Source organism: Salmonella sp. SJTUF15591, from assembly GCF_043356435.1.
Taxonomy (GTDB): Bacteria; Pseudomonadota; Gammaproteobacteria; order Enterobacterales; family Enterobacteriaceae; genus Salmonella; species Salmonella enterica.
The window spans coordinates 14,979-38,796 of sequence record NZ_JBEUJO010000015.1 but is presented as its reverse complement, the minus strand read 5'-3'; the positions used below and the strand labels follow the sequence as shown (position 1 = coordinate 38,796).

At 51.8% G+C, this 23,818-nt stretch carries 26 protein-coding genes and 2 pseudogenes; 13 read left to right on the top strand and 15 right to left on the bottom strand.

What is annotated here, in order from left to right; translation table 11 throughout:
* Positions 1-117 precede the first annotated feature (117 nt).
* Both ABVM99_RS22615 and malK read right to left on the bottom strand, forming a co-directional pair.
* The gene (locus tag ABVM99_RS22615) at positions 118-1,476 is read right to left on the bottom strand and encodes a maltoporin (RefSeq protein ID WP_000973644.1); all 1,359 of its coding nucleotides are present in this window, start codon (positions 1,474-1,476) and stop codon (positions 118-120) included.
* A gap of 88 nt (positions 1,477-1,564) precedes the next feature.
* Positions 1,565-2,674 (bottom strand): maltose/maltodextrin ABC transporter ATP-binding protein MalK, encoded by a 1,110-nt coding sequence (gene malK, locus ABVM99_RS22610; protein WP_000179176.1) that lies wholly within the window; start codon positions 2,672-2,674, stop codon positions 1,565-1,567.
* 361 nt (positions 2,675-3,035) lie between these two features.
* Here malK and malE point away from each other — a divergent pair, with 361 nt between their 5' ends.
* A complete protein-coding gene (malE, locus tag ABVM99_RS22605; RefSeq protein ID WP_001651229.1) occupies positions 3,036-4,226 on the top strand; it encodes a maltose/maltodextrin ABC transporter substrate-binding protein MalE in 1,191 nt (396 codons plus the stop codon).
* On the opposite strand, the pseudogene ABVM99_RS22600 reads toward malE, so the two are convergent.
* Positions 4,175-4,315: pseudogene (locus tag ABVM99_RS22600) on the bottom strand (hypothetical protein); the annotation flags it as partial. The gene malE and the pseudogene ABVM99_RS22600 sit on opposite strands and share 52 nt — an antisense overlap.
* Positions 4,316-4,357: 42 nt before the next feature.
* On the opposite strand from ABVM99_RS22600, the gene malF reads away from it, so the two are divergent.
* Positions 4,358-5,902, top strand: coding sequence for a maltose ABC transporter permease MalF (gene malF, locus ABVM99_RS22595; RefSeq protein WP_000382570.1), 1,545 nt, complete (start codon positions 4,358-4,360; stop codon positions 5,900-5,902).
* A gap of 14 nt (positions 5,903-5,916) precedes the next feature.
* Complete coding sequence (malG, locus tag ABVM99_RS22590) at positions 5,917-6,807, top strand: maltose ABC transporter permease MalG (protein WP_001252081.1); 891 nt, start codon at positions 5,917-5,919, stop codon at positions 6,805-6,807.
* 165 nt (positions 6,808-6,972) lie between these two features.
* On the opposite strand, the gene psiE is transcribed toward malG, so the two are convergent.
* The 6 genes from psiE to pgi form a co-directional block, all read right to left on the bottom strand.
* Entirely contained in the window at positions 6,973-7,383 is a 411-nt protein-coding gene (gene psiE / locus ABVM99_RS22585) for a phosphate-starvation-inducible protein PsiE (protein ID WP_000982752.1), read from the bottom strand.
* A gap of 142 nt (positions 7,384-7,525) precedes the next feature.
* A complete protein-coding gene (locus ABVM99_RS22580; RefSeq protein WP_023195264.1) occupies positions 7,526-9,622 on the bottom strand; it encodes a YjbH domain-containing protein in 2,097 nt (698 codons plus the stop codon).
* Positions 9,622-10,359, bottom strand: coding sequence for a capsule biosynthesis GfcC family protein (locus ABVM99_RS22575; protein ID WP_023195263.1), 738 nt, complete (start codon positions 10,357-10,359; stop codon positions 9,622-9,624). Before ABVM99_RS22575 ends, ABVM99_RS22580 begins: the two co-directional genes overlap by 1 nt.
* The gene (locus ABVM99_RS22570; protein WP_023195262.1) at positions 10,356-10,994 is read right to left on the bottom strand and encodes a YjbF family lipoprotein; all 639 of its coding nucleotides are present in this window, start codon (positions 10,992-10,994) and stop codon (positions 10,356-10,358) included. Before ABVM99_RS22570 ends, ABVM99_RS22575 begins: the two co-directional genes overlap by 4 nt.
* 63 nt (positions 10,995-11,057) lie before the next feature.
* Positions 11,058-11,300, bottom strand: a complete 243-nt coding sequence (gene yjbE / locus ABVM99_RS22565) for an exopolysaccharide production protein YjbE (RefSeq protein WP_001541297.1) — start codon at positions 11,298-11,300, stop codon at positions 11,058-11,060.
* A gap of 443 nt (positions 11,301-11,743) precedes the next feature.
* Positions 11,744-13,393, bottom strand: a complete 1,650-nt coding sequence (gene pgi / locus ABVM99_RS22560; protein ID WP_000790027.1) for a glucose-6-phosphate isomerase — start codon at positions 13,391-13,393, stop codon at positions 11,744-11,746.
* 388 nt (positions 13,394-13,781) lie between these two features.
* Here pgi and lysC point away from each other — a divergent pair, with 388 nt between their 5' ends.
* Positions 13,782-15,131, top strand: a complete 1,350-nt coding sequence (gene lysC / locus ABVM99_RS22555) for a lysine-sensitive aspartokinase 3 (RefSeq protein ID WP_000136392.1) — start codon at positions 13,782-13,784, stop codon at positions 15,129-15,131.
* A gap of 130 nt (positions 15,132-15,261) precedes the next feature.
* Here lysC and ABVM99_RS22550 read toward each other — a convergent pair whose 3' ends face one another.
* Positions 15,262-15,609, bottom strand: coding sequence for a Mor transcription activator family protein (locus ABVM99_RS22550; protein WP_001651225.1), 348 nt, complete (start codon positions 15,607-15,609; stop codon positions 15,262-15,264).
* Positions 15,610-15,931: 322 nt separating this feature from the next.
* Here ABVM99_RS22550 and ABVM99_RS22545 point away from each other — a divergent pair.
* Positions 15,932-16,158: pseudogene (locus ABVM99_RS22545) on the top strand (hypothetical protein); the annotation flags it as partial.
* Entirely contained in the window at positions 16,135-16,476 is a 342-nt protein-coding gene (locus ABVM99_RS22540) for a serine acetyltransferase (RefSeq protein ID WP_371045365.1), read from the top strand. The pseudogene ABVM99_RS22545 and the gene ABVM99_RS22540, both read left to right, overlap by 24 nt.
* 136 nt (positions 16,477-16,612) lie before the next feature.
* On the opposite strand, the gene ABVM99_RS22535 is transcribed toward ABVM99_RS22540, so the two are convergent.
* The gene (locus tag ABVM99_RS22535; protein WP_168422281.1) at positions 16,613-16,756 is read right to left on the bottom strand and encodes a hypothetical protein; all 144 of its coding nucleotides are present in this window, start codon (positions 16,754-16,756) and stop codon (positions 16,613-16,615) included.
* A 229-nt stretch (positions 16,757-16,985) separates the two neighbouring features.
* Between ABVM99_RS22535 and ABVM99_RS22530 the strand changes: the two genes are divergently transcribed.
* Positions 16,986-18,575, top strand: a complete 1,590-nt coding sequence (locus tag ABVM99_RS22530) for a PTS sugar transporter (protein ID WP_000716849.1) — start codon at positions 16,986-16,988, stop codon at positions 18,573-18,575.
* 62 nt (positions 18,576-18,637) lie between these two features.
* Here the strand turns inward: ABVM99_RS22530 and ABVM99_RS22525 are convergent, their stop codons facing one another.
* Entirely contained in the window at positions 18,638-18,838 is a 201-nt protein-coding gene (locus ABVM99_RS22525; protein ID WP_353511663.1) for a hypothetical protein, read from the bottom strand.
* A gap of 241 nt (positions 18,839-19,079) precedes the next feature.
* On the opposite strand from ABVM99_RS22525, the gene ABVM99_RS22520 reads away from it, so the two are divergent.
* The 5 genes from ABVM99_RS22520 to ABVM99_RS22500 all read left to right on the top strand — a co-directional run bounded on the left by ABVM99_RS22520 (position 19,080) and on the right by ABVM99_RS22500 (position 21,398).
* Positions 19,080-19,190: a hypothetical protein gene (locus tag ABVM99_RS22520; protein WP_350030264.1), complete on the top strand. Its 111-nt coding sequence runs from the start codon at positions 19,080-19,082 to the stop codon at positions 19,188-19,190.
* The gene (locus tag ABVM99_RS22515; RefSeq protein WP_366541040.1) at positions 19,166-19,438 is read left to right on the top strand and encodes a hypothetical protein; all 273 of its coding nucleotides are present in this window, start codon (positions 19,166-19,168) and stop codon (positions 19,436-19,438) included. Before ABVM99_RS22520 ends, ABVM99_RS22515 begins: the two co-directional genes overlap by 25 nt.
* A 16-nt stretch (positions 19,439-19,454) precedes the next feature.
* A complete protein-coding gene (locus ABVM99_RS22510; RefSeq protein WP_023195260.1) occupies positions 19,455-20,318 on the top strand; it encodes a Cof-type HAD-IIB family hydrolase in 864 nt (287 codons plus the stop codon).
* On the top strand, positions 20,305-21,063 hold the full coding sequence (locus ABVM99_RS22505; protein ID WP_001068171.1) for a DeoR/GlpR family DNA-binding transcription regulator: 759 nt from the start codon (positions 20,305-20,307) through the stop codon (positions 21,061-21,063). Before ABVM99_RS22510 ends, ABVM99_RS22505 begins: the two co-directional genes overlap by 14 nt.
* A 62-nt stretch (positions 21,064-21,125) precedes the next feature.
* Positions 21,126-21,398, top strand: coding sequence for a DUF3811 domain-containing protein (locus ABVM99_RS22500; protein ID WP_001207628.1), 273 nt, complete (start codon positions 21,126-21,128; stop codon positions 21,396-21,398).
* Here the strand turns inward: ABVM99_RS22500 and rluF are convergent.
* Genes rluF through ABVM99_RS22485 form a run of 3 tightly spaced genes read right to left on the bottom strand, consistent with a single transcriptional unit; the run spans position 21,395 to position 22,986 of the window.
* Positions 21,395-22,264, bottom strand: a complete 870-nt coding sequence (gene rluF / locus ABVM99_RS22495; RefSeq protein WP_000954618.1) for a 23S rRNA pseudouridine(2604) synthase RluF — start codon at positions 22,262-22,264, stop codon at positions 21,395-21,397. The two genes, ABVM99_RS22500 and rluF, sit on opposite strands and share 4 nt — an antisense overlap.
* Before the next feature lie 46 nt (positions 22,265-22,310).
* Complete coding sequence (locus tag ABVM99_RS22490; RefSeq protein WP_001096724.1) at positions 22,311-22,850, bottom strand: DUF2058 domain-containing protein; 540 nt, start codon at positions 22,848-22,850, stop codon at positions 22,311-22,313.
* 55 nt (positions 22,851-22,905) lie between these two features.
* Positions 22,906-22,986 carry a hypothetical protein gene (locus ABVM99_RS22485; RefSeq protein ID WP_031623067.1) on the bottom strand — a complete coding sequence of 27 codons (81 nt, stop codon included), beginning with the start codon at positions 22,984-22,986 and terminating at the stop codon, positions 22,906-22,908.
* Positions 22,987-23,057: 71 nt separating this feature from the next.
* Here ABVM99_RS22485 and pepE point away from each other — a divergent pair, with 71 nt between their 5' ends.
* Entirely contained in the window at positions 23,058-23,747 is a 690-nt protein-coding gene (gene pepE / locus ABVM99_RS22480; protein ID WP_000421776.1) for a dipeptidase PepE, read from the top strand.
* Positions 23,748-23,818 lie beyond the last annotated feature (71 nt).

The window sequence follows — 23,818 nt, the reverse complement described above, 5'->3', positions numbered from 1 at the left end:
GCGCCAACCCAAACATATCGCCGAATGGCGGCTGGCGCCTTATTCGGCTTACAAGCATCATCAGACCTGATGTTTCAGAGGGGCTTGCGCCCCTCGTTACGTCAGATGACCATCGTATTACCACCAGATTTCCATCTGGGCGCCGAAGGTCCACTCATCGCTATCGCCACGGCTGTTGGTGGAAATGCCGGAGTTAGTCGCTGCGGCATAACGGGAAATGTTATCGCCGTCTTTGATATAGCCCCATTTCTCATCCCATTTCGCGTAGGTAGCGAAAATACGGATAGCCGGACGCGACCAGATGCTGTCGCCCGCCTGCCACTGTTGCGCCAGGGTGATTTTATATTGATTGTTACGATCGCCGGTCTGCTGAGATTTCACGTTGTCGTAGCCGACTTCCAGCAGGGTACTCATGATTGGCGTCCACTTGTACATTGGACGTACGCCCACGGTCCACCACTCAGTACCCAGGTTATTATCCCAATCGATATTCTGGTACATACCGACGTACATCAAATCCCATTTATCACCAAGCGAGATGGCGCCATGATCCAAAATACGCCACATATTGCCATTATTATTGATGACCTTATTGGCATAATTAATTTTGGTTCCATCAGGCAATTCTTCAGTGAAAGATGAAGAACCGTCGGAACCGCGCGCCTGGCCTTTACCCTGCGTGGTCATGGCATCGGTGGCATATTGCACGACAAACTTGTTATAGCCTTTCAACATGCTTTGCGTGTGTTCGGCGGTGAACATCCAGCCGTCTTTCGATGCCCCATCAGCCAGCTTATAACCATCGGTCGTATTGGCGCGGCCGTAATCAACGCCCAGCTCCAGTACGCCGTCCGGGTTCGTTTGCAGACCAGCCAGACGTACGTCAAAGACGTCGTTAGCGGTATCTTTTACTTCATCATAAATATTCTGGCTGCTGAAGGTGTAAGAGCCGCCCGCTTCAGTAGACCGGGTCGCCGCCAGCGAAAGCTTACCGAAGCCCAGATCGATATTTTCGATACCTGCGCCAGGACCTGAAATATCCCAGTAGTAGAAGTCGATCATGTGTACGTCATGACGCTGATAGAAGCGCTTACCGGCCCAGATGGTAGAGCCCGGCAGCCATTCAATCAGGTTTTTACCCTGCACGTTCGCTTCGCGGAAGGCGGGATCGGTCGATTCCCAGTCGTTCTGCTGGTTAACCGAATAGGCGACGTTGGTGTCGAAATAGAAGCTCTTATCGCCCTCTTTCCACACTTCCTGGCCCAGTTTCAGTTCCGCATAGGTTTCACATTCGTTACCAAGACGGTATTTACTTTGGGCCCCCGTTGCCTGGAAACACTGTTGTTCGCCGCCGCTTCCCGTCCAGCCAATACCGGAACGGGCGTAACCGTGGAAATCGACAGCCATTGCCTGAGCGGACATTACGCCCGCTGCGACAGCAACCGCCAGTGGGAGTTTGCGCAGAGTAATCATCATTCTATCTCCTGAGATCATTGCTTTTCTTTAAACGCTGCCACCTTCTAAAACTGCGAATGGTTTTGCGTTTCGTTTTTTTATGGAGGCCTTAAACACCCGGCTCTTGATGCAGACGACGACATGCGCTGCCATCCTCGCGGAACAGATGACAGCGCTCTGGCGGCAGGCCGATAGCGAATGTGGCGCCCTCTTCTACCAACACCACGTCATTCTGGCGATAAACCAGGTTTTGACGGATGGCGGGGATCTGGATATGAATTTGTGTTTCGTGCCCTAACTGCTCGACCACCTGGACTTCGCCTTCCAGGGTGACATCGGCGATATCGCTCGGCAGCAGGTGTTCCGGCCGAATGCCTAAAGACATATTGGCGCCGACCTGCACGCCGCGACTTTCGACCGGCAGCCAGATTTGCTGGCGATTCGGCAGTTCGACCTGGACTTGTTCAATCGCGGTGGCGGTCACTTTCACCGGCAGGAAGTTCATCTTCGGCGAGCCGATGAAGCCCGCGACAAAGCGGTCCGCCGGATAGTGGTACAGCTCCAGCGGCTTACCGACCTGAGCGACGCGACCGGCGTCCAGCACCACGATTTTGTCGGCCAGGGTCATCGCTTCGACCTGATCGTGGGTGACGTAAATCATCGTGCGGCCCAGACGTTTATGCAGGCGAGAAATTTCAATACGCATCTGCACGCGCAGCGCGGCGTCCAGGTTAGAGAGCGGTTCATCCAGCAAAAACACACGCGGCTCCGCCACCAGCGTGCGGCCAATCGCTACGCGCTGACGCTGCCCGCCGGAAAGCGCTTTTGGCTTACGTTCCAGCAGATGCGCCAGTTGCAGCACTTCCGCCACCTGGTTGACGCGTTGATTCATTACCTCTTTTTTGGCGCCCGCCAGCTTGAGGCCGAAAGACATGTTTTCTGCAACGGAGAGATGGGGATAGAGCGCATAAGACTGGAATACCATGCCCACGCCGCGCTCGGCAGGCGGGATATCATTCATACGGGTTTCCCCGATAAACAGGTCGCCACTGGTGATGGTTTCAAGCCCGGCGATCATACGCAGCAAGGTCGATTTACCACAGCCTGACGGTCCGACAAACACCACGAACTCCCCGTCATGGATATCGAGGTTAATATCTTTCGATACCACCACGTCACCCCAGGCTTTCGTTACATTTCGTAGCTGTACGCTCGCCATGCCTTTCTCCCTTCGTTACAACCTGTCATTGACAGCAACATTCATGATGGCCTGACTATGCGCGATCCCTGACTGGGGTAAATCCTCCACCCCCCGGCTTTTTTATGGGGGAGGAGGCGGGAGGATGAGGACACAGCGCCTGAGACCACGGGCGCGGACAGAAAAGGAATTTCGTGATGCCGCCCGCAAAAATCGGCGTGTTTTTGTGTGCGCCAGCACGCATTACTCACATTTATGCAACACAGATCACATAAAGCCGGGGTGGGGCGTAGGGGTAGGGAGGATGGAAAGAGGTTGTCGTATAAAGAAACTAGAGACCGTTAAACCACCTCTGTGTACATCACCAAAAAGGATGGGAGATATGAAGATTAAAACTGGCGTAGGCATCCTCGCATTATCCGCACTTACGACGATGATGATTTCCGCCCCGGCTCTCGCCAAAATTGAAGAAGGTAAACTGGTTATCTGGATCAACGGCGACAAGGGCTATAACGGTCTGGCCGAGGTCGGTAAAAAATTTGAGCAAGACACCGGCATTAAAGTGACCGTTGAGCACCCGGATAAGCTGGAAGAGAAATTCCCGCAGGTGGCAGCCACCGGCGACGGCCCTGACATTATCTTCTGGGCGCACGACCGTTTTGGCGGCTACGCGCAGTCTGGTCTGCTGGCGGAGGTTACTCCGGATAAAGCGTTTCAGGACAAACTCTATCCGTTCACCTGGGATGCGGTACGCTATAACGGCAAGCTGATCGCCTACCCCATCGCCGTTGAAGCCCTCTCCCTGATTTATAACAAAGACCTCGTCCCGAACCCGCCGAAAACCTGGGAAGAGATCCCGGCGCTGGATAAAGAACTAAAAGCGAAAGGGAAGTCGGCGATAATGTTCAACCTGCAAGAGCCGTATTTCACCTGGCCTTTGATCGCTGCTGACGGCGGTTACGCGTTCAAATTTGAAAACGGCAAGTATGACGTGAAAGACGTTGGCGTCGACAACGCCGGCGCGAAAGCGGGCCTGACTTTCCTGATCGATATGATCAAGAACAAAAATATGAGCGCCGATACCGATTACTCCATCGCCGAAGCGGCCTTCAATAAAGGCGAAACGGCAATGACCATCAACGGTCCGTGGGCATGGTCGAACATCGACAAGAGCAAAGTCAACTACGGTGTCACCCTGCTGCCGACCTTCAAAGGTAAACCCTCGAAACCGTTCGTCGGCGTGCTGAGCGCGGGGATTAACGCTGCCAGCCCGAACAAGGAGCTGGCGAAAGAGTTCCTCGAAAACTACCTGCTGACCGATCAGGGTCTGGCAGCGGTGAACAAAGATAAACCGCTGGGCGCCGTGGCGCTGAAATCTTTCCAGGAGCAGTTAGCGAAAGACCCCCGTATCGCCGCCACCATGGATAACGCCCAGAAAGGCGAGATCATGCCGAATATTCCGCAGATGTCCGCCTTCTGGTATGCGGTACGTACGGCTGTGATCAACGCCGCCAGCGGCCGTCAAACCGTGGATGCCGCGCTGAAAGATGCACAAAGCCGTATCACTAAGTAATGCCGTGAGCCTGTGCCGGATGGCGGCATAAATGCCTTATCCGGCCTACAACACACCGTAGGCCTGATAAGCGCAGCGCCATCAGGCACATCTCCGGCCAGGAAGTTTCAACGCTGTAGAGGAAAACCCCCATGGATGTCATTAAAAAGAAACACTGGTGGCAAAGCGACCAGCTTAAATGGTCAGTAATTGGTCTGCTGGGCCTGCTGGTGGGTTACCTTGTAGTTTTAATGTACGTACAAGGGGAGTATCTGTTCGCCATCATGACGCTGATTTTAAGCTCTGCTGGCCTGTATATTTTTGCAAATCGTAAAACCTACGCCTGGCGCTACGTTTACCCTGGCCTCGCCGGCATGGGGCTGTTTGTGCTATTCCCGCTGGTGTGCACCATCGCTATCGCCTTTACTAACTACAGCAGCACCAACCAGCTCACCTTTGAACGCGCCCAGCAAGTGCTGATGGACCGTTCTTATCAGGCAGGAAAAACCTATAACTTCGGTCTTTACCCGAGCGGCGACGAGTGGCAACTGGCCCTCACCGACGGAGAAACGGGCAAACATTACCTGTCTGACGCATTTTCCTTCGGCGGCGAACAAAAATTACAGCTGAAAGAGACCGATGCCCTACCGGGCGGCGAACGCGCCAATCTGCGGATAATCACCCAGAACCGTCTGGCGTTGAACCAGATAACCGCCGTCCTGCCGGATGAAAGTAAAGTGATTATGAGCTCGCTGCGTCAGTTTTCCGGTACCCGTCCGCTGTACACACTGGCTGATGACGGCCTGCTTACCAATAACCAGAGCGGCGTAAAATACCGGCCAAATAACGATAGCGGTTATTATCAGTCGATCAACGCCGACGGAAGCTGGGGTGATGAAAAACTCAGTCCTGGTTATACCGTTACTATCGGCGCGAAAAACTTTACGCGCGTCTTTACCGACGAAGGGATCCAGAAGCCTTTTTTCGCTATCTTCGTCTGGACCGTGGTCTTTTCGGTCCTCACTGTGGTGTTAACTGTGGCGGTTGGGATGGTATTGGCCTGCCTCGTACAGTGGGAAGCGCTGAAAGGTAAAGCTATCTACCGCGTCCTGCTGATTCTGCCCTACGCCGTACCGTCGTTTATTTCAATTTTGATTTTCAAAGGGTTATTCAACCAAAGCTTTGGCGAAATCAATATGATGCTGAGCGCGCTGTTTGGCATTAAACCTGCCTGGTTCAGCGACCCCAACACCGCGCGGGCAATGGTGATTATCGTGAATACCTGGCTGGGCTATCCCTACATGATGATCCTGTGCATGGGACTGCTGAAAGCGATTCCGGATGACCTGTACGAAGCCTCCGCAATGGACGGCGCCGGTCCATTTCAGAATTTCTTTAAGATCACCTTACCGCTGCTGATTAAGCCGCTAACGCCGCTGATGATCGCCAGCTTCGCCTTTAACTTTAATAACTTTGTCCTGATTCAGTTATTGACCAACGGCGGGCCAGACCGTCTCGGCACCACCACGCCTGCCGGTTATACCGATTTGCTCGTCAGCTACACCTACCGTATCGCCTTTGAAGGCGGCGGCGGTCAGGACTTCGGTCTGGCGGCGGCCATTGCCACGCTGATCTTCCTGCTGGTAGGCGCGCTGGCAATAGTGAACCTGAAAGCCACGCGTATGAAGTTTGATTAAGGGAGATAATAACAATGGCTATGGTCCAACCCAAATCTCAGAAACTGCGTCTCTTCATCACGCACCTGGGGCTGCTGATTTTCATCGCAGCGATTATGTTCCCGCTGCTGATGGTCATCGCTATCTCGCTACGTGAAGGGAACTTCGCCACCGGAAGCCTGATCCCGGACAAAATCTCCTGGGAACACTGGCGGCTGGCGCTGGGTTTCAGCGTGGAACATGCGGATGGTCGGGTAACACCGCCTCCCTTCCCGGTCCTGCTGTGGCTGTGGAACTCGGTGAAAATCGCCGGTATTACCGCCATCGGCATCGTGGCGCTCTCCACCACCTGCGCCTACGCTTTTGCACGAATGCGTTTTCCAGGTAAAGCAACACTGCTTAAAGGGATGCTGATTTTCCAGATGTTTCCGGCGGTTTTGTCTCTGGTGGCGCTGTATGCGTTATTTGACCGCCTGGGACAATACATTCCATTTATCGGTCTGAATACGCATGGCGGCGTGATCTTCGCCTATCTTGGCGGCATCGCGCTGCATGTCTGGACGATTAAAGGCTACTTCGAAACTATCGACAGCTCGCTGGAAGAGGCCGCCGCGCTGGATGGCGCAACCCCGTGGCAGGCGTTTCGCCTGGTGCTGCTGCCGCTTTCCGTACCGATTCTGGCGGTGGTGTTTATTCTGTCGTTCATCGCGGCGATTACCGAAGTTCCGGTCGCCTCGTTGTTACTGCGCGATGTGGACAGCTATACGCTGGCCGTGGGTATGCAGCAATATCTCAACCCGCAAAACTATTTGTGGGGCGACTTTGCCGCCGCCGCCGTTCTTTCCGCTATTCCTATCACCCTGGTGTTCCTGTTGGCGCAACGTTGGCTGGTCAATGGCCTGACGGCAGGGGGTGTGAAAGGTTAAGTTTTATCGAAGTACCTGCCCGGCAACGGGCAATGCCACTGCCCTCAACTTATGTTATCCCCACTTATGGTCGTATTTTGGCGCTCTTCGGAGCGCTTTTTTTATGCGTTATAGACAGCGGCTAATTTATTGCCACGCCATACGTCCGTTACGGTGTGGCGACGCCTATTCTCGCCGTAGTCGGTTCGAATTACATAACCACAACGTGATAACCAACAGGAGGATCGCCGCCGAATAGAGTAATACATCCATTGGCGTTTTATGATCGACAATGATCAGACGCACAATCGCCGTGATCCCAATGTACACGAAATAGCGCAGCGGAAAGTGAAGGCCAGACTTAAAGTACTTCACAATCAGCGCAATAAATTCGAAATAAAGAAAGTAGATCACCAGCCCTTCCACCAGTTCATATTTGCTGGCTTGCTCAGGCACGAATAATGCATCCGCCAGATGAACCGTCTCTTTACCGAGAAAAACGACCAGGATCAGACCGAGGGTAAGCAGCCCCAAATTTAGTACGTTTTGTAAAATCGTGGCGATAAACTCAAGACGTGAGCGCGATAATGGCATCATAACAGCCCCCTCTTTCTCTGCGGCGAGGTTTCTGTATAACGCACAAATGTGACGGGCATCTATATTTTTTATTTATGTTTATATTTTGTTCAATAAGATAATTTGCCGGATAGCGCCGTAAACGCCTTATCCGGCCTGAGTATTAACGGAAATTTACGCTCCTGTCACTGGTCATATCATACAGGCCAAACTTACGGCCAAGCTGTTGACCACCGTCACGCGTCAGCGGCGTCCAGCCAATTGCCGCACGACTTCGGGTTGGGCCGGACGAGAAGAGATCCAGCGGCACGGAAACATATACGCCTTTGGTAAAATCCCCTTCCCCATATTCATCCGGCGACGCATCGGTAATCGTCGCGTAACCGCCGACAACGACGCCGCTATCGAAGCGTTTGGCGATCTCCAGCGTACCGCCTTTATCGCCCGCCAGATACTGACCTACGCTGGCTTTCACCAGCACATCCTGGGCGAACGACGGCGTCCAGTATGCGGTCAAATGTCCGGTCTTCACGCTGTAATCGGTAAACTTCATCATATCCTGCGCGCTACGCCAGTCACGCTGTTTCACGTAGTTGGCATCCAGGCCAAACGCCCAATTGCTGTCTACCGGGCGATACAGGACTTCCGCCCCGGCACCGCCAAACATGGTCTCCAGATAACCGCCATAGACCTGCCCATAGAAACCATTGCCAAAATACTGGAAGTAGTTGGCCTGTAGGTTATTCACATAAACATCATTCTGCACATACTCACGGACATGCGTACGCACCCGCGGCAGATGCGAATCCTTCGGCGGATTGGTGTAGTTAAATTTGTCGTAGTTGTTGGCGATATTGGCAAACACGCTGCCCGTGGTGAGCAGATGATCCGTGACCCACAGATCCGCAGTTCCCATTACGCCCAACTGATACATATAGAAGTTTTCCGGGCCGCCTACCGACTGATTCAGCACGGGATCAAGATGAAAATCAACGCGCGACTTGTCGATATACCAACCCTGTTCAGTACTCTCTGGCACGATCGGCTCCACGCGTTTTTGCGCCAGCGGAGTTTCATGTCCCAGCGGTTCGCCTTCCAGATGGCGTTTCAGGCTGGCGACATCGGTTTCAGTGGTGACCTGCGGCAGATTAAGGCGGTTTTCCGTCACGCGGATCGTGCGGATCCCCTCCGGCAGATCGTTCATGACGATCCGGTTAGCGCGCACGATCCCTTCACGGGAGTCGCGGTACTTCACCTGTTCACCGGTAACGTACAGCGTATCGCCTTTGACCTGGATTTTCGGGTCCGCCAGACCGGCATTATATTTCAATAACGTTAATTGATTAGCCACTACCGAATGTTGCAGGATGGCATCCTGCGGCTGTGGTCGGTATTGCGGGCGTGAATTGTCATGATACGCGGGACGTAAATCGTTGAAATTGGTGCGCAGCGTGACGCCAAACATAAAGGTGTTGCCGCGCTCGTAGCTGAGGTTAACGTCGGCCCAATCGGTGACGCGGTAAATGGCGCCGACGTTAAACTTGCTCTTCTGTTCCAGTTTACCCGCAAAATCCTGCTGATAGTTATTGCCTTCATACTCCAGCTTCAGGCGTAGCGGTTGCCACGGGGTCTGGTATTCCACGCCGCCAAACAGCGAGGCCGGGCCGTGAAACATATCGCTACCGTCGACGGAACCTGCCTCTTTATAGCTGTTATCACGCGAACAGAATTTACCACTATACGAACAGAAAGGATTAGACACATTGCCGCTGGTGCCAAGATAGCCCCAGCCGAGACCTAATGAAAAATCAAATGGCCCCCAGGCCTTACTCGCTACAATATATTCCGCATCAAACAGCCCCGTCCCGCCGATATCGCGCGCGCCAACCGCCACCTGCGGCATCCAGTAACTCTCTTCCCACAACCGCAGTTTCACATCAAACGCTTTATCTTTGTAAGTCTGGTCGCCGGAGAATGATTCCACGCTGCTGTACTTTTTCGTACGGACATCGGTATAGCGCAACGTGGTTTCCAGCCACGGGAAAAGCTGAACCGAAGCCGAGTAGTAGCGGTACTGATCGTTATCGCGATAGTTCAGGCTCATCTCCCCTTCACGCGCCATACGCGCTGTCGGCGTTTGCAGCAGGCCCACGCCGCCAAAGTCAGATTGTGAAGGCCCGACAGGGGCTGGATATGTTTCGGCATGGCAGGCCGCGCTAATACCCAGCGCCAGCACGCTGAGCAGATGTGTTTTTTTCATTATTCCGGTATCCGCTGCGTCAGGGTATGAAGAATGTCGGCATTTATCGCCTCCGGCGTGCCGCGCCAAAGGGAATCGGCAAAACCGACAAAAATAATGCTGCCGGGCATCGGCTCGATATGACGTTTATTCCAGTAAGCCACCGGCGCTTTTTGGCTGCGTCCATCAGGGTAAACCACCCAGGCATAGCTACGATCCGCGCCGCTGAGTAAGCGCTGACCCTCGAGATAACTGGCGACGTCCCGCCCAGGGACGAACGGCTGGCTGCCCGGCTGGCTAATCAAGCCAAAGAGCGTCACCTGCGTGGGTTGCGGCCCGACCCAGAGCGTGTAGTGACCTTGCAGCGGCGGGTTACCTCGTTCGCTCACCCGCACCACGTCAGGATCAAGATTCACGAATTGTCTGCCCGTCACCTTCACCGCCTGAATCTGTCGGCGTAGTGTGTTTATTGCCGCCGCCGCATCGCCATCTTCCTCAGCGCTGAGCGCCGCCAGTCGCCCGAGAAGTTCCTGCTGCTGTTGACGCGCCGTCACGGTCGCCTGTTCTTCGCCTATCACCGCCGCAGGCCACCAACTCGTTGCCAGGCGCGGCTGTCCGACTAAATCGAGCAGACGCTCAGCGTCTGTCAGCGTTTTAGGCTCGCTATTACCTTGGGTAAAAACGGTAACAGTGCCGCTGGCAAAGGCGGATGACGCGATAAAGGCCAGCGCCAGCGTGCTTATCGTCCTTTTCATCATGATTTTGCCGCCTTAATCAGCGTGGTTTTCACCGGAAAGTAATTCGCGCCCAGATACTGTTCCGTCTGGCGAATTTGGCCTTCGCTATCAATCCAGTAGCGATTACGCCAGCGCGTTTGATCGGTCGTCACTTCTTCATCCAGCACCCGCACGGCGGTCTCTTCACTGCCGACGCTAACGCTATCGGTCCCTCGCCATGTAAAAACGGAACGGGCGGTGGCGTAACGCACCTGGCGATGTTCGGTCCAGCCCAGGGTGCGAGTCCAGGTCGCACCATCGATAATCTGTCCTGGTTTCGCCAGCGGGTCGGCCGCCAGATTATTCACATCGATCAGGTTGTCGCCGCTGAGCAGAGTTTTGACCAGACGGCCATGCTGCGTCACGATCGTCGCGCCATCCTGCGTCACCCATTTCTGCTGCCCGTTTTCCGAGAAAGCGAGCACCACAAACAGTTGAGGACCGCCGTTAAGCTGCATGTACTGGCTGGCATAAGGCATGTTTTGAATATTGTCATCCGTTAGCTGTACGCCTGGCGTACCGAACAAACTGTCCCACAGTGAATCGCCCAGGCCTTTAGTGGTGGCCGAACACGCCTGTAATAGCAGGCAAATCAGGATAAGTGCGAGTCGCTTCACGACGCTTCTCCAGAGGGGCAAAATAACCACACCGGAGTGTGGTTATGGTTAAACGTACCGATACTACTGGGTACTGGTGGTCGTGGTGGTCGTGGTTCCGGTATTGGAACCATCGCCGCCGCCGGTTGCCGCTAACGCGACGCCCACCGCCGAACTTACGGTGCTAACGCTGGTGGCGGAGGAACTTCCCGCCGATACCGACGTCGCTGCCGACCCTGCCGCTTCACCCACCTGAACGGGGGCTGCCGAGACAGATGTCGCCGCAAGCGCGGTTATGGCAAAAATGCCATACAGTACTTTTTTCATCATAATTTCCCTTCATTGAATGAATGGAGATTTACCCAAAAGAATTTCGGGCGCTACCGAGTATACACAACCAAAGCAGGCGGATTATGTCCGGGAGAAATAACAGCGAGGTTTTAGGATAATTAAACTTTAAAGAAGTAACGCCTACATTATTTAATTAACAAGCAAATAAAATCAATAAGTTAAAATTAAACTAAAAGACATCGGCATCCGTATAATCTGAAAATAACGCAGAGTGATTTTCTGGTTATTGCTTATTTTAGGATTAAGCTCAATATAAAATTGTGGGGATAAAGACGGACAAGCGGAATTATCTTATAAAAAAAGCCGATGTGAATATCGGCCTTTTTATTATCTTATTCTCTTTTTGCCGGATGGCGGCGAAACGCCTTATCCGGCCCACAGACGCTATGCATTACGTAGACCGGATAAGCGCAGCGCCATCAGGCGCGCCAGGCTTTATAACGGTTAATCAGACCGTTGGTAGAGCTATCATGGGACGAAATAGCTTTATCATCGCCCAGCTCCGGCAGAATACGGTTAGCCAACTGTTTACCCAACTCAACGCCCCACTGGTCGAAAGTAAAGATGTTCAGGATGGCGCCCTGCGTAAAGATTTTATGCTCATACAACGCAATCAGCGCGCCCAGGCTGAACGGCGTAATTTCGCGCAGCAGTATAGAGTTGGTCGGGCGGTTGCCTTCAAACACTTTGAATGGCACAACGTGTTCAAGCTGCGCCGGATCTTTACCCTGATCGCGATATTCCTGCTCAACCACCTCGCGGGATTTACCAAACGCCAGCGCTTCGGTCTGCGCGAAGAAGTTAGACAGCAGCTTCTGATGATGATCGGATAGCGGGTTATGGGTGATAGCCGGGGCGATAAAATCACACGGCACCATTTTAGTACCCTGGTGAATCAATTGATAAAACGCGTGCTGACCGTTGGTGCCTGGTTCGCCCCAGATAATTGGGCCTGTCTGGTAATCCACGGCGTTGCCGTTACGGTCAACGTATTTACCGTTGGATTCCATGTTACCCTGCTGGAAGTAGGCGGCGAAACGGTGCATATACTGGTCGTACGGCAGAATGGCTTCGGTTTCCGCGCCGAAGAAATTGTTGTACCAGATGCCAATCAACGCCAGCAGAATGGGTAGGTTTTTCTCCGCCGGAGTGGTGGAGAAATGCTTGTCCATCGCGTGCGCGCCGGAAAGCAGCTCGACAAAGTTGTCGAAACCGACGGACAGAATAATGGACAGCCCGATGGCAGACCACAGCGAGTAACGACCGCCGACCCAGTCCCAGAACTCGAACATATTGGCCGTGTCGATACCAAATTCGCCGACCGCTTTGGCGTTAGTGGAGAGCGCAGCAAAGTGTTTCGCCACGTGTTTTTCATCGCCTGCAGTTTTCAGGAACCAGTCGCGCGCGCTGTGGGCGTTGGTCATGGTTTCCTGGGTGGTGAAAGTTTTCGACGCGACCAGGAACAGCGTGGTTTCAGGGTTCACTTTCTTCAGCACTTCAGCGATGTGCGTGCCATCGACGTTAGAGACGAAGTGCATGTTCAGATGGTTTTTATACGGACGCAGCGCTTCGGTCACCATGAACGGGCCGAGGTCGGAACCGCCGATACCGATGTTCACCACGTCGGTGATGGCCTTACCGGTGTAGCCTTTCCACTGACCGGAGATAATCGCTTGCGAGAAAGTTTTCATCTTCTCAAGTACGGCGTTCACTTCCGGCATCACATCTTTGCCGTCCACGATGATCGGCGTATTGCTACGGTTACGCAGCGCCACGTGCAGCACGGCGCGGTCTTCGGTGCGGTTGATCTTCTCGCCGGAGAACATGGATTTAATCGCGCCGGCCAGATCGGTCTCTTTCGCCAGATCCTGTAATTTTGCCAGCGTCTCTTCGGTGATGCGGTTTTTGGAGAAATCCACCAGCATCAGATCGTCAAACGTCGCGGAAAATTTAGCGAAACGGTCGCTATCGTTCGCGAAAAGCTCAGCGATCGTAACGTCTTTCATTTCATCGTAGTGTTTCTGGAGCGCCTGCCAGGCAGAAGTCTGCGTTGGATTGATGTTTTTCATTAGCAATACTCTTCTGATTTGAGAATTGTGACTGGGATCGATTGTAACGCCAGTCACAGAAAAGTGTGATTGTTTTAGTGCCGTTGCCCCAGGCACTGTCGAATGAGGATAAAAAGTATATACCCTAAATAATTCGAGGTGCAGAAAGGCGGCAAGTGGGTGAGTCGCCGGGCGCATAGATAAGCCAACATTCCTACAAACGGGTATCGGGGTTATAAGCGCTGTTACTGAGCCTAAACTCAGCATAAAAAATCCGCATAATCCCAACGTTGACAGTCCAGGCCACAACTTTTATTTATAAATACGTTACTTGCATTTGCGCCTGCACCGGTTTCTGTTCTGCCCTTGTGCCATGGTCGCGTTTTTCATTTCCTGACACGAGGTTGATATGACAGAGATCGTTGTTTCCAAATTTGGCGGTACCAGCGTCGCTGATTTTGACGCCATGAACCGTAGCGCGGATATCGTACTTTCCGACGCCAATGTTCGTTTAGTCGTGCTTTCCGCGTCTGCCGGCATCACTAATCTGCTGGTGGCGCTGGCCGAAGGGATGGAGCCTGGCGAACGTTTCGCTACGCTCGACGCCATCCGTAAAATCCAGTTCGATATCCTTGATCGTCTGCGTCATCCGAATGTCATTCGCGAAGAGATTGAACGCCTGCTGGAAAACATCACTATTCTGGCGGAGGCGGCATCGCTGGCGACATCGGCAGCCCTGACCGATGAACTGGTCAGCCACGGCGAGCTGATGTCTACCCTGCTATTTGTTGAGATCCTGCGTGAACGCGACGTACAGGCCCACTGGTTCGACGTGCGCAAAGTGATGCGTACCAGCGATCGCTTTGGTCGTGCGGAACCGGACGTCGCAGCGCTTGCGGAACTGGCCGCGCAGCAGTTGCTCCCGCGCCTGAACGAAACTTTGGTCATTACTCAGGGCTTTATCGGCAGTGAAAGCAAAGGCCGCACCACGACGTTAGGCCGCGGCGGCAGCGACTATACGGCAGCGTTGCTGGCTGAAGCGCTCCACGCCGCGCGGGTTGATATCTGGACAGATGTGCCCGGTATTTACACCACCGACCCGCGCGTGGTGCCCGTCGCGCAGCGAATTGATGAAATCGACTTTGAAGAAGCGGCGGAGATGGCAACCTTCGGCGCAAAAGTACTGCATCCAGCCACCTTACTCCCGGCCGTGCGCAGCGATATCCCGGTCTTCGTTGGATCCAGTAAAGATCCGCAAGCGGGCGGTACGCTGGTGTGCAATAAAACCCAAAACCCGCCGCTGTTCCGCGCGCTGGCGCTGCGCCGCAATCAAACGCTATTGACGCTGCACAGCCTGAATATGCTGCACTCACGAGGTTTCCTGGCTGAGGTGTTCGGCATTCTGGCGCGGCATAATATTTCGGTAGATCTGATTACCACTTCGGAGGTGAGCGTCGCGCTGACGCTGGATACTACCGGCTCCACCTCCACGGGCGATACGTTACTGACCCAATCCTTATTGATGGAGCTTTCCGCGCTGTGTCGGGTAGAAGTCGAAGAAGGACTGGCGCTGGTCGCGCTGATTGGCAACAACCTGTCAAAAGCCTGCGGTGTTGGTAAAGAAGTGTTTGGCGTCCTGGAACCGTTCAACATTCGCATGATTTGTTACGGCGCCTCCAGCCACAATCTGTGCTTCCTCGTGCCGGGAGACGATGCCGAGAAAGTGGTGCAAAAGCTACATCAGAACTTATTTGAATAATCGCCCTGACACGGCAGCGGGTGAGCGCTATCAGGCAATACGCTGCCGGATGGCGACGCAGGCGCCTTATCCGGCCTGTCGCAGCTCCCGGCGTATAGCGCTTGTCGCTATACGCCATACCCGATATTGCTTACAGCATACGCCGCTGGTGCTGTTTTTCCGTGTGGACCCGCTTAACGATTTTATAGATCCACTGCAGTGTCAAATTGTACTTTTTGGCCAGCTCCGCATAATTACGCCCATCGCACTCGCTGTAAATCTGATAATCCCGTTCCGAAGCCCGACCAGAGATACCTTTGGGGAAATAAATGCTTTGTCCGCCCCAGTTGCGCATCATTCTGTCAGCAATTTCCTGACCGGCATTTTCGGCTGACGCGCTATCAATATTCATGCTTTCAATAAGTACCTGCGACGCATGAAACGCCAGATCGTTAATAATCTCCGGAAGCCGAACCATTTCTTTTGATTTCTGAATCATATTTTATCTCCATATCCAGCACCATGCTCCCCGTGACGGCACCAAAAAGGGAAGCGTAAAAAACGGTGCAATAACTACCTATCAATATATTCAAAATATATATAAATATTTACTATCAACGGCATTTAATTATAAATTAAAAGAATGTTCAGTTTGCATAGCAAATGAAGTATTATAAAAAACCATCTTATAGTATTTTTACCAATTGATACGTGAATCTCCTACGATAATAACATTTATTTAACAAGCTAGCTTTCTTCATTGGAGGAAGAAAAAATCAAACTCTTACATTGCTTATTATTTTCCATATCTAAAAAAGGAAGTGGATTACGGGAATACTGGCGGCATGAGATTATTCGCAGGAATGAATTTTCATTATGTCGATTACTTATGCAGGCCAATAACAATCGCCGACGTAATTTTTTATTTTGGTGGCGTCTGGTAAATGAGATGTATATCTATGGTTCAAAAAAACAGAAAAAAACTGGATTATGGATTAATCGCAAGCTAAATTCCAAATTTGGAATTGATATAGAGCTGGGAGCAGTAATCGGCTATGGTTTGGATATTCCGCATCACATGGGGATCGTCATCACGAAAAAGGCTCGTATCGGTTGTAATTTATCGCTTAAGCAAAATACAACAGTAGGGAACAAGCAAGGTTTAAAAGAAGATGATTTCATTATTATTGGCAATAATGTAGATATAGGAGCCAACACCTGCATTATAGGCTCTATTACTATCGGTGATAATGTTACTATTGGAGCAATGTCATTTGTAAATAAGAGCATTCCAGCAAATAGCATATATATTACAAAAAAAACATCAGAAGTAATCCCAGTAATAAATCACAAAAAATGGGATTAATCTAAATCTTAAGATTGCAATATTTTATAGGCTTTTCTCGTCTGGTTAATAGACTAAAAATAAAACATTTCTTTTGTGAATGATTGTTAAGTTCATTCTCTGACCTGATGTCCACATCACTATTCTGATAGAGCGTTTAGTAAGGCCCGGTAGCGTAAGCGTCATCGGGCGATACGTTGCCGGATGGCGACGCAGGCGCGTCATCCAGCGGTTCCGCGCCAGGCACTGCCGGTGGAATACTGCTCAGGAATCCGTAACACCCTGCTCGTCCCATCAACATGGGCAGTTTTCCCCTATTTATGCACTCCTCATTTTGAACCCCGTCACAAAACCACACAAAACAACACAAAGCAAAAACATAAATTAATCATTATATTTTAATGAATTACCTTTAAAAATTGAGATCGCTTGTTATAAAACAACTTTTTCATTGTTGATTTATTTTGTTTTAGTTGGAATTATGATTGCACTACAACACAGATAACCCCCTTACCCTATTTGAGGCCGCTATGAAAAAAATTGCGATTATTGGAAGCAGTGGAGGCAACCTCTACAACCTGGGTGGCGCCGAGCCAGAGAAGTTACTCCAGGAGATTTATCAGCAGTGTGAGGCTGCGGGCGTGAATGTGGCCGCCGTACAGTTTATCGCGGCAGAAGCCTCGATGGACGTCGCCAAACCGGATACCCCGGCATCGGTTTATGCATTAACCACAGAAAACCAACAAAAACCACAGCGCATATTTCAGGGCAAACTTTCGGAGGTAAACACCTCGGTAGTAGAAAGCGATCGCCAAATCGCTGAGATGATCCGCCGCGGTGAGATCGATGGGATCGTGGTAATGAGCGCCGATCCGGTAAAAGCGAACCAAGCCGTTTTTGCCGCCGCCGTTGAGATGAAAACACCGATTGTCGGCACCGGGGGAACCTCCATGGCGCTGGTGGCGGCAAAGGGGGCGAATGTGGTCGCGACCTCCGGAACAACTGGCACCACCAGCCGTACCCGCGCCGTCTCCTTCGTGGCGTCGCTGTGTAAACATTGGGGTATCAAGTACAAACCACAGTTGGGTAGCGCTTCGCCCTCGCAGAGCGGTTCCGGAAAAAGCCTGCTCAAACGTTTTAACATTCGTAGCATCATGATCCCTGCGCTACCAGGCTTTATCGCCATGGCGATTGTACTCGCCCTGAGCCACATACCAGGACTGGAAAAACTTAACGATATCTTTGAAATATTACTAAAAGGTCTGCCGGTGTTAGTCGCGGTACTGGCGGCAAAACAGATTTCCGAACTGGATGAAGTTTCAATTGTGGCCGGGGTCGTCGCTGGCGTGCTTTCCGTAGAGGGCGGACTGATCGGCGGCATTATCGGCGGTGTAATGGCGGGGATTTTCGTCCGTTGGCTGTTCGAGCTGTGCCTGAACTGGCGCTTCCCAATGACTACCGTCAACATCGTCGCCGGTGGGATATCGGGCCTTGCCGCTGGGTTAATCATGCACTATCTGCTGAGTCCGCTGGCGCTATCTGCGGGTAATTACATCAAACTTGCTATCGAAAGCACGCTGGCATTCAGCCCAATTCTTGCCGGGCTGCTGGCTGGTCTGGTTATCTGGCCTGCCATTCTCGGCGGCGTCTATCACGCGGTGATCCTGCCGTTGGTGCTGCTGGAGATGGAAAAATCCGGCGTCAGCTTCCTCGGTGCGGTCGATATGGTCGGTCTGGTGATGGTGGCCGCAGGTATTAACCTTGCCAATGTGATCGCCCCGCGTGAAAAAAGCGAAGCTGCCGTTGCTACGCCGGGCCTGCTCATTAACCTGGGTTTTGGCACCTTTGTTGAATCCGCCTATCCCTTCATGTTCGCCAACAAAATTGTTTTTGGCTCCGCCATTTTTTGGGCCGGAATGGGCGGCATGATGCTGGGCTTTTTTAACGTCAAAGGCGTGGCCTATGTTCCGGCTTTCGCCTCACCGTTCTTATCCAGCAATGCGCTCCAGATGGCCATCGTAATGATTGCCACAATGGCGATGACCTGCCTTACCACCATTATTGCTAACCGTTTCAAACCTGTCGTACAGAGCGAATCAACAACGACAGCCGTTAATTAATGCACCAACACCAGAGGTACACCATGTTTAAAGGCGATATGAATAAAAAACGCGCCAAAGCGTTACAGAAAGTGAAAGAAGCCATCACGCTTCACGGTGGGCAAACTATCCTCAGCACAGGAATAACTGGCGACGATGCGCGCCTGGCGAAAGCCGTGTGTGAGGCTGGCGTTAAGCTTCTGGAGCCGAACCACCCCGCGTTGGCGCTGGCGCGTGGACACAAAGGCGTGAGCAACATGCACGCGGCGGAGCAGATTCGTCACGAAATCACCAATAGCCAGATGGCTGAGGCCGTACACGGTGTTCGTAATGTGGTCCCGGACGATATTTTTATCACCGTTGGTATCGCCGGCGGTTTTACCGAAACCTTACCGGTGCCGCTCAGCGAAACGGAAATTCTGGAGATTGCCCGCGCTGGAGCCGACGGTTTACATACGCATAAATCCGACTGGGACGATCTGCAGGACATCGTTAATCTCGCCCATCAATATGGTCTGACCGTCGATGCCTATATTGGCCATCCTGACGATCTGCATACTTTCGGTATTCCTGCACGCACGCCGGAAGAGGTCGCCAGCGTGGCGAAGCGGATGCAGGATATCGGCGTGGATATGATTGGTCTGATGACCGGCATGAGCTATGAAGGCGTAGCGGCAGGCGATATCCCGCAGATGATTAAAGATCGCCTGCGGGCGTTGGTCGGCGCGGTGGATGTTCCGACGCTGGCGGAAGGCGGGATTAACCTCGCCAACGCGAAAGCGTTTAAAGATACCGGAGTCAACATTCTGGTGGTCGGTACGGCTATCGACAACATGGTGTGCAACGCCGCCAAAGAAGCCGTTACGCCGTTTATTGTTCATTGATATCAGGGAACGAGAGATGTTGTTAATCACCGATCTGGATGGAACATTACTCACCTCGCAGAAAACAATCAGCCCGCGCACGTGTCAGGCGCTGATTGCGTTCCGCCAGGACGGTGGTCTACTGGCGGCATGTTCCGCCAGACCGGTCTCCTCAATGGTACGCCTGCTACGCCAACAACAGGTTGATACGTTGTTTAGCTGGTGCGCCGGTTTTAACTGCGGACACCTTCTGGAGATGGCGGAGCAGCGCATTATTCATGCTGCCCCGCTGACCGCCACAGACCTGTGGAATATTGACCAGCATATTTCTCTTTCCCGCTATCACCACCATTTTTTTAGTGCCGAAGCAATTTACCATCGTGACGATAGACTAATTGCGCCCTGGACAACATATGAAGCCCGCTTATTTGGGTTACAGCTTATAACTGAAACTGCAGAAAATATCTTTAATCGTCGCAATATATATAAAATTACACTTGTTGCCGCATCTTCGGAGATAGATACTCTGTGTACAGAAGTGAATAATCACCTGCCTTGTGGATATTATGCGGTTGTCACGGGAGAAAATTATATTGATATTCAAAGATCCGATGTAAATAAAGGGTGCATAATAGAACAATTAATTCATTATTTAAATATATCTTCTGACAAGGTGGTCGCGATTGGCGATCAGCAGAATGATGTCAGCATGTTTGCCGCCGCCGGAATCAGCATCGCAATGGGCAACGCGCCGGATGCAGTAAAGCGGCAGGCCGGCTATGTGACTGCCACGAATGATGAGGAGGGTATCGTCCATGCGTTGGAGTGGTTGCGTTGCCTTACGCATCCAGTTACCATGCGCCAAAGGTTGACGGCGGCGAAAGATAATGAATCCAATTAAAAGACGAAAACATATTCTTGATGAATTAAACAAATTCGGTGAAGTCACCGTTATTAAATTATCGGAAATGCTCAACGTCACCTCAGAAACCATTCGTCGCGATCTCTCCTTACTGGAATCTGAAGGCAAAATCACTAAGATTCATGGGGGCGCGGTCAAAAAGCAAGTTGTCCAGGAAGATGCGTTTAGCGCAAGAATAGAGGCGCATCGCGAAGAGAAAATAGCGATTGGCAAACTTGCCGCCGAAATGGTCAGTGAACGGGATACATTGTTTATTGACTCCTGTACAACTAACCTTATCCTGGCCGAGCAATTACCGCCTCTCGCTTTTTCCGTGATTACCAATTCAGCCCTGATTGCCGATAAAATTAAAGAGCATAACCTGCAGGCCCGCGTGTATGTATTAGGCGGCGAATATGATTACCATTTTCGCGCCAACCTCGGCGTCTCGGTGTGTCAGCAGATTAACGCAATTCACGCGGATATCTGTTTTATTGGCGCTGGCGGCATTTCTCCCCAGCATGGCGTGTTGGTGAAGAGCTTTGAAGAAGCCTACGTTGCCAAAGCCATGATTGCGATGAGCAAAAAATCAGTGATTCTCGCCGACCATACCAAATTTGGTCAGGACGGTGTGATGTGCATCGCAAGCGTAAAAGAAATCGATAACATCATCACGGATAAAGGATTTACGTCAACGGGTTATACGCCACAGGATTTCGCCGGAAAGCTGCGGATTGCTGACTGAGCGCTATCCGCCCGTTGCGTATTGCCGTAGACTAAATGCATCGGCTAACTGAGGGCACCCGTATGGCACTCCCCCGCATTACCCAAAAAGAGATGACCGAGCGCGAACAGCGCGAACTGAAAACGTTGCTGGACCGCGCCCGTATTGCACACGGTCGTCCGCTGACCAATTCTGAGACCAACAGCGTAAAAAAGGAGTACATCGATAAGCTGATGGCGCTGCGTGAGGCTGAAGCAAAAAAAGCCCGCCAGTTGAAGAAAAAGCAGGCGTATAAACCCGATACGGAAGCGTCATTCTCCTGGTCGGCGAATACGCCGACGCGCGGCAGACGTTAACGTCCTTTCTTCTTTCGTCCCGGCGAGGTAAAGCGCTTACCGCTTGATGCCGGGCGCGCTTTCTCATTGCTTTTTTCGATCGCAACGACCGGTCGCTTAATACCCGTGGTCTTCGGCTTCGCTTTGGCCTTTGGTTTGGCTTCGGAAGAGGAACGCTCAATCAACTTAAACAGATCGATCAGCTCATCGTCCGTCAGATCGCGCCACTCGCCCAGCGGAATCCCGCTCAGGCTGACGTTCATAATGCGCGTACGCTCCAGTTTCGTCACTTCATAACCAAAGTATTCACACATACGACGGATCTGACGGTTTAATCCCTGCACCAGGGTAATGCGAAAGACAAACGGCGCCTCTTTTTTCACCTTACATTTTTTGGTGACGGTACCCAGAATCGGCACGCCAGCGCCCATACCACGAATAAACTCGTCGGTAATCGGTTTATCTACCGTCACCAGATACTCTTTTTCGTGATCGTTACCGGCACGCAGAATCTTATTGACCAGATCGCCGTGGTTAGTCAGAAATATCAGCCCCTGCGAGTCTTTATCCAGACGACCAATCGGGAAGATACGTTTGCTGTGGTTCACAAAATCGACAATATTGTCGCGTTCGCCGTCTTCAGTGGTACTGACAATGCCAACCGGTTTATTCAGCGCAATCAGCACTAAATCATCCGCTTCTCGCGGCTCAATCAACCGACCATTTACTTTAACAACATCCCCGGCGACCACCTGATCGCCAATGGCGGCGCGTTTGCCGTTGATAAAAACATTGCCCTGTTCGATAAAACGGTCCGCCTCGCGACGCGAACAGATGCCGCTTTCACTAATATATTTATTAAGCCGGGTAGATGTGTCGGTCAGCATATTTACTCTCTGAGAAATTTTTCTACATAAACGTCGGGAATGTGACTTACCACATCAAATCGTCAGGAACTTTAAAATCGGCATACGGATCATCTTCGTCCTGCTCTTCCTGACTCAGCGCACTGTTTACGACAATACTGTCCGCATCTCGTTGTGCGATTTTATCGGCGACGCTCGCGGGAATAATCGCATATTCACATTCACCGCTGTTATTGATAACCAGACGCGCAATCGCGAGACGCCCATTAATCAGTTGCGTCTGAGTGAGTTTATCCACGTCTATTTTTTTGATGACGTTATTATCGGTGAAGTTAAAACCAATATCGCCTTTAGATACATTGATTCTATTCATTTCAATAAGTTGCTTAACCTGAGCTTTAAACTCTTTCGCTAAAACCGCTTGTTTTTGCTGTTCACTGAGTTGTTTATCACGCTCAAGTTGCGCCTTTTTATTTTCTTCCACCGCCTCTCTGGCCTCACGAGCCTGAACGCGTGATTTTTTAGCCGTGCGCTGGACTTTGGCCATTTTTTTGCTGGTCACTAATCCCGCTTGTAGCAGTTGCTCTTGTAAGGTCAGTTTTGCCATTTTCGTCTCTAAACGTGTTAAATAATTTTGCGGATTATACCTGTAATTTTTCAGGCTATACCAGATGGCAGATCTGGCCTGTCGTCACTTTTAGCGACCGCGCTTTGCCTGTGACACGCATAACATCATGAGCCATATCAGTAAGACATTAAATGGATAATGGTAGCATTATTACGTTTTGACATTTCCTGATGAGGTGGAGAAGTAATGGAACTGCTTTTATTAAGTAACTCGACGCTGCCGGGTAAAGCCTGGCTGGAACACGCTCTGCCGCTGATAGCGAATCAATTGAACGGTCGACGCTCAGCCGTGTTTATTCCGTTTGCCGGCGTCACGCAAACATGGGACGAGTACACGGATAAAACCGCAGAGGTACTTGCGCCATTAGGGATAAACGTCACAGGGATTCATCGTGTCGCCGATCCGCTTGCGGCGATTGAGAAAGCGGAAATCATTATTGTCGGCGGCGGAAATACCTTTCAGCTACTGAAAGAATCGCGTGAACGCGGGCTGCTGGCGCCGATGGCGGACAGGGTAAAACGCGGCGCGCTGTATATCGGCTGGAGCGCAGGCGCCAACCTTGCCTGCCCGACTATCCGCACGACCAACGATATGCCGATCGTCGATCCAAACGGTTTCGACGCGCTGGATCTGTTCCCGCTGCAAATTAATCCTCACTTCACTAACGCCTTGCCGGAAGGTCATAAGGGCGAGACCCGCGAGCAGCGTATTCGCGAACTGCTGGTGGTCGCGCCGGAACTGACAGTGATTGGTTTGCCGGAAGGTAACTGGATTCAGGTGAGCAACGGCCAGGCGGTTCTCGGCGGCCCGAATACCACCTGGGTGTTTAAAGCGGGCGAAGAGGCCGTGGCGCTGGAAGCGGGTCATCGCTTTTAATCCCAGGCCACATTGAATGCCGAATGGCGGGCCTACACGCATGTTCTCCGTAGGCCCCGCCATCCGGCATT